Origin of the sequence: Cellulomonas sp. A375-1, from assembly GCF_001040865.1 — a bacterium.
In the GTDB taxonomy this organism is placed as follows: domain Bacteria; phylum Actinomycetota; class Actinomycetes; order Actinomycetales; family Cellulomonadaceae; genus Cellulomonas; species Cellulomonas gelida.
In genome coordinates, this window is the sequence record NZ_LFKW01000134.1 from 1 (window position 1) to 5,857 (window position 5,857).

Annotated in this window: 6 protein-coding genes; all 6 read left to right on the forward strand. The window is 75.0% G+C overall.

Annotated elements, in window-relative coordinates; translation table 11 throughout:
* Window positions 1-611, forward strand: a 611-nt coding sequence (locus CWIS_RS14370; RefSeq protein WP_048344015.1) for a tetratricopeptide repeat protein, incomplete at its 5' end; no start/stop codon positions are given.
* A 148-nt stretch (window positions 612-759) separates the two neighbouring features.
* On the forward strand, window positions 760-1,866 hold the full coding sequence (gene rsgA / locus CWIS_RS14375) for a ribosome small subunit-dependent GTPase A (RefSeq protein ID WP_048344016.1): 1,107 nt from the start codon (window positions 760-762) through the stop codon (window positions 1,864-1,866).
* Between the two features lie 110 nt (window positions 1,867-1,976).
* The gene (locus tag CWIS_RS14380; protein ID WP_048344017.1) at window positions 1,977-2,348 is read left to right on the forward strand and encodes a sterol carrier family protein; all 372 of its coding nucleotides are present in this window, start codon (window positions 1,977-1,979) and stop codon (window positions 2,346-2,348) included.
* Between the two features lie 251 nt (window positions 2,349-2,599).
* The gene (locus CWIS_RS14385) at window positions 2,600-4,528 is read left to right on the forward strand and encodes an FAD-dependent oxidoreductase (protein WP_231583910.1); all 1,929 of its coding nucleotides are present in this window, start codon (window positions 2,600-2,602) and stop codon (window positions 4,526-4,528) included.
* Between the two features lie 64 nt (window positions 4,529-4,592).
* Window positions 4,593-5,042, forward strand: coding sequence for a histidine kinase (locus tag CWIS_RS14390; protein ID WP_229747495.1), 450 nt, complete (start codon window positions 4,593-4,595; stop codon window positions 5,040-5,042).
* Between the two features lie 303 nt (window positions 5,043-5,345).
* On the forward strand, window positions 5,346-5,857 hold a 512-nt coding region (locus tag CWIS_RS19560), incomplete at its 3' end, for a cellulose-binding domain-containing protein (RefSeq protein ID WP_231583915.1).

Consider the following 5,857-nt stretch of genomic DNA (forward strand, 5'->3'; position numbering starts at 1 on the left):
GACGGGACGTCGCTGCCACGTCGCCGGGCGGCCGGCTTGCCGGCGATCGGGTCGTGCGGTGGGCGTGGGGGATCGCGGCCGGGGCGCTCGCGTTCGTCGCGCTCGTCGGGGCCCGTGCCGAGTGGCCGCTGCGTGCCGCGCACGACGCGGCCGCGCGCGGGGACGCCGAGGCCTACTCCACTGCCTGCGACTCCGCGCGCACCCTGCGTGCGTGGGACCGTGCGGTCCCGTCGATCTGCGCTCAGGACGCCGCCGCTGCGCTCGACGCTCGACTCGGCGCCGAGCCGGCCGCCGAGTCCGACGTGCCCCTCGTCGCGGCGGCGACCGAGATGGCGGACCGGGCGCTGGCCACCGACCCGCACGACCGGGGAGCGCTCGGTGCTCGCGCCGTGCTCCGCCAGGCGGCCGACGACCTGGACGGCGCGCTCGCCGACGTCGAGCGGGTCCTGACGCTCACCCCCGACGACCCGGCGGCCCTGCTGCGGGCCGGCGCGCTGCGGGCCTGGTCGGGTGACGTCGACGGCGCGGTGGCCGACTTCGAGCACGTCCTGCGCATCGACCCGGGCGACGAGCGGGCCCGGACGAACCTGGCGATCCTCACCACCGGCTGACCTCATCCCCGGCGCGCGCGGCGAGGTCGTCAGCCCTGCGGCGGGTCGTCAGGTGGCACCGACGACATCGTGTGGACCTGACGATCTCGGCGGCGAGGGGCTCAGAAATCGGTGGAGGGGGGCGGCCGGGGCGGCCTAGCGTCGGGGCGTGACTGCTGGCCAGTGGCGCGTCGTGCGCGCCGAGCGGACCGCGGTGCTCGTCGTACCCGCCGGTCCGTCCGGTGACCCCGGTGACGTCCGCGGGGGCGCGACCGAGGCAGCGCACGCGCACCTCGCGGGCGACGGCCTCGCGGGTGGTGACGCCCGCGCGAGCTCGCCCGAGCCACTGCCCGCCGGCCTTGCCCGGGACGGGCTCGCGGACTCCGACGAGGGCCGGACGGCCGTGGCCGTGGGTGACCTCGTCGAGCTGGATCCTGAGTCCGGGCTCGTCGCGACGGTGCTGCCGCGCCGCTCGGCGCTCGTGCGCGACACCGCGGGCCGCACGTCGCACGTGCAGGTGCTCGCCGCGAACGTCGACGTCGTGCTCGTCGTCGAGCACCTCGACCCGGACCCGGACCTCGGGCGCGTCGAGCGGCTCCTGACCCTCGCGTGGCGCTCGGGCGCGCAGCCCGTCGTCGTCCTCACCAAGGCCGACCTGGTCCCCGACCCGCACGGCATGGCTCAGGACGTCGCTGCGGCGGCGCTCGCGGTCGACGTGCACGCCGTCTCCGCTGCGACGGGGGAGGGCCTCGACCCGGTGCGCGCGCTGCTCGGTCCCGGGGTCACGCTCGTCGTCGTCGGGCCCTCCGGTGCGGGCAAGTCGACGCTCGTCAACGCGCTCGCGGGCCGCGAGATCATGGCCACCGGTGAGCGCAGGCAGGACGGGCGCGGACGGCACACGACGACGCACCGCGAGCTCGTCCCGCTGCCGAGCGGTGCGATGCTCATCGACACCCCGGGCCTGAGGGCCGTGGGCCTCGTGGCCGACGCCGACGCGCTCGACCACACCTTCGCGGACGTCGCCGAGCTCGCGGCCCGCTGCAAGTTCGCCGACTGCTCGCACGCGAGCGAGCCGGGTTGCGCGGTCCTCGCCGCGCTCGACCGCGGCGAGCTCGACCAGCGCCGCTTCGCGAGCTGGCGCAAGCTCGAGCGCGAGGCCGCCTACCAGGAGCGCCGGGTCGACGCGCGTCTGGCTGCTGCCGAGAAGGCGCGCTGGAAGCGCATCACGCAGGAGTACCACCGCGGCCATCGAGGTGCGGGCGCTCCACGCCCCTGACCCGGTGCCGATGCGCTGCCGCGCCCGCTCTCGCGGGGGTGGAGCACCGCTCGTGGTGGGGCGGGTGCGGCAGGACGGTGCCCCGCCCGTGCGCGGGGGAGAATCGAGCCGTGCCACCTCGTCGTCGTACCGATCCTGCCGCGGGCCGCGCGGCGCTCGCGGCATGGCGTGCGGACCCGTCGTCCGTCGTCGACCGCCGGACCGCCGTGCGGTTCACGCTCGAGGAGCTCGCGGACGTCGCGCCCGGGAACTCGGTCGAGGTGCGGGTCCCGCCGGACGGTGCCGTGCAGGCCGTCGCCGGGCCGCGCCACACGCGCGGCACGCCGCCCAACGTCGTCGAGACCGACCCGCAGACCTGGCTCGAGCTCGCCACCGGCGCACTCACGTGGCCGGACGCGCTCGCGTCGGGCCGCGTGCACGCCTCGGGCGAGCGCGCAGACCTCGCCGACTGGCTCCCCCTCCAAGCCACCCGCCCCCGCTGACCACCGCAGCGCCCCGCCCCGCCCGCTGCGCGCACGCCCGCGCTGACCCCGGTGCCCCGTCGGTGCAGCGATGAATGCAGGTGGGGTGGCCAGACCGTGCACGCCACCTGCATTCATGGCTGCATCGACGTGGGTGGGGGGCGGGGAGTGGGTGGGCGGGACTCTTGTCCCGGCAAATGCTGACCGAGTGGTAAGAAACTTGGCGGAGGCGCCGGCGCCTCACCGGCGCTGCTCGCCAGCCCGGAAAGGCCGTGACCGTGACCGACTTCTCGCCCCTCCTGCAGCCCGGACGCATCGGATCCCTGACGCTCCCCAACCGCGTGATCATGGCCCCGATGGGGACAGAGATGGGCACGCACGAGGGCCTGTTCACCGAGCGGGAGATCGCCTACTACACCGAGCGTGCGAAGGGCGGCACGGGCCTCGTCGTCACCGGGATCAGCGCCGTCTCGCAGGACTACGAGCAGATCAACCCCGGGCTGTGCCGGGTCGACACCGACGACTGCGTCCCTGGCCTGACCGCGCTCGCTGCGGCGATCCACGAGGTCGGCGGGCTCGTCTCGCTGCAGCTCACGGCGGGCCTCGGCCGCAACATCAACGTCGTCGACCCCGACCGCCTGCCCATCTCGGCCTCCGACAACCCGCACTACGCCACGCCCGACGTGCTGTGCCGCCCGCTCGAGCTCGACGAGATCCGGGTCCTCGTGCGGCGGTTCGGGGAGGCCGCCGCGCGCGCCGCCACCGCGGGGATCGACGCGATCGACATCCACGGCCACACGGGCTACCTGATCGACCAGTTCATGAGCCCGCAGTGGAACCGCCGGACCGACGAGTACGGCGGCTCGACCGAGAACCGCTGCCGGTTCGCCGTCGAGATCATCCAGGCGGTCAAGGCCGCGGCGCCCGGCCTGCCGGTGAGCTTCCGGCTCTCGGTCGACCACCGGTACCCGGGCGGACGCGGCGTCGCCGAGTCGCAGGAGATCGCGAGGATCCTGCAGGACGCGGGCCTCGACCTGATGATGGCCGACGAGGGTTCCTACGAGGCCATGGACTACGTCTTCCCGCCCTACTACCTGGGTGACGCGTGCATGGTGCCCGCGGCGCGGGCCATGAAGGAGGTCCTCTCGATCCCCGTGATGGCGGTGGGCAACCTCACGCCCGAGAACGCCGTGGCGGTGCTCGAGGACGGCGACGCCGACTTCGTCGGGATCGGCCGCGGGCTGATCGCCGACCCGCAGTGGGCGGGCAAGATCGCCGCGGGCCGCCGTGACGACATCCGCCCGTGCATCCGGTGCAACCAGCTGTGCGTCGGCAACGCGTTCTTCGCGCTCCCGCTCGGCTGCGCGGTCAACCCGCAGGTCGGCTTCGAGCGCGAGCGTGCGCTCACGCCCGTCGACACGCCGCGCCGTGTCGCGGTCGTCGGAGGCGGGCCGGCGGGCCTCGAGGCGGCGCGCGTCGCCGCGATCCGTGGTCACGACGTCGACCTGTACGAGTCCGAGCACCACCTCGGCGGTGTGCTGTGGCCGGCCGCGACCCCGGAGTTCAAGTCCGAGCTGCGCAAGATGATCGCCTGGTGGGAGCGGCAGCTCAGCGGCCTGCCGGTGCGGGTCCACCTGGGCACGACGATCACCGCGGAGTCGCCCGAGCTCGACGGGGTCGACGACGTGATCGTCGCGACGGGCGCGGCGCCGGTCGTGCCGCTGTCGATCCCGGGCATCGAGCGCAGCGTCGACGTGGTCGACGCACACCTGGACCGCGCGCTGGTCGGGCACCGTGTGGCCGTCGCGGGCGGCGGGCTCTCGGGCGTGGACCTGGCGCTCGAGCTCGCGGAGGACGGGCACGAGGTGACCGTCGTGGAGATGTCCGACGCGGTCGCCCCTGACCTGCTCATCATCAACAAGATCACGCTGCTGCGTCGGCTCGAGGCCGCCGGCGTGCGGCTCCTCACCGGGCACGCGGTGGTGCGGGTGACCGACGCCGGGCTCGTCGCCGAAGGTCCCGACGGCACGGTCGAGGTCGAGGCGGACACCGTGGTCTCGGCGTTCGGGGTGCGCGCCGCGCGCGGCCTGGCCGACTCCCTCGAGAGCCGCGTCAAGGTCCACCCCGTCGGGGACTGCGTGCACCCGGCGAAGGTCGCCGAGGCCGTCAACGCGGGCTTCGAGGCCGCTTTCGCGCTCTGAGCCCCGGGCCGTGCCGACCCCGCCCCCGGGTCGGCACGTCCCGGCCCTGGCCTAGGATCACGGGGTGCCGGACGACCCCCAGACCCCCCAGCAGGACGCGCAGGAGCCGACCGAGCCCGAGGCTCGCCAGCCCCGGCGGACGGCGTCCGACCCCGTCACGCGAGCGGCGGGCGAGTCCCCGTCCGACGAGGCCGAGATCGACGAGCGCGAGCTCGAGCGCGTGGCGGTGCCCGCGCGCGTGCGCCGCGCCCCCAAGTTCGGGGCGTTCATCGTGGCGGGCGCGGTCGTCGGGGTCGTCGTCGCGCTGCTGGCCACGGCGGTCGTCGGGTGGGTGAGCGGCGACGGCGGGGGGCTCTCGTCGGACGTCCCCTCGGGCCAGGGCTTCATCTCGTTCCTCGACGGGCAGGGCACGATCCGCGTCGTGATGGGCGTGACCGGCGCGGTCGTCGGTGGCTTCGTCGGCGGTGCGCTGGCTGCGCGGGCGGACCGCCGCAGCCGCGACCCGCTGGCCTGACGCCCGGGGCGCGCCGAGCGCCTGCTCGTCGTGCGGACCGGTCGCGTCATCGCGTCATCGTGTCTCGCGGCCCGTGCTCCGCGCTGCGCCGGGTGGCGTCACCCGACCAGGGGCGACCGGAGGCCCTAATCGATGTGGTCGGCGCCGAGGTGTGGCCGCCGGAGGGAGAGGTCGGGTTCTCTCGTCGGTACCGGTCCCGGGCGGGCTCACGCGTCGACGTCGATGCGGAGGACGGCAACGCATGCGCTCCGTCACCGCTCGGCGAAGCCGGACAGTCCGAGTCAGCAAGCTCAAGGAGCGTCCATGACCGCCCGTAGAACGTCCTCCCGGGCAGCCGCGCTGCTGTCCGCCGCCACGCTCGCGATCGGCGGCCTGACCGTCGCCGCGAGCTCGGCGACCGCAGCCGAGGGCTGCCGCGTCGACTACACCGTCCAGAGCCAGTGGCCCGGTGGTTTCCAGGGCGACGTGAAGATCACCAACCTCGGCTCGGCCATCTCGTCGTGGAAGGTCGCCTGGACCTGGCCGGCCTCGGGCCAGAAGGTCGCGCAGTCGTGGAACGCCGACGTGCAGACGTCCGGCTCGCAGGTCTCGGCGTCGAGCGTCGGGTGGAACGGTGCGCTCGGCACCGGCGCGAGCGCGTCGTTCGGCTTCATCGGCGCCTTCACGTCCGCCAACCCGGCGCCGACGTCCTTCACGGTCAACGGCGTCGCCTGCACGGGGACGGTCCCGACGACCGGCCCCACGCAGAACCCCACCCCGACCCCGACCCCGACCCCCACCCCGACGCCGACGCCCACCCCGACGCCGACCCCCAC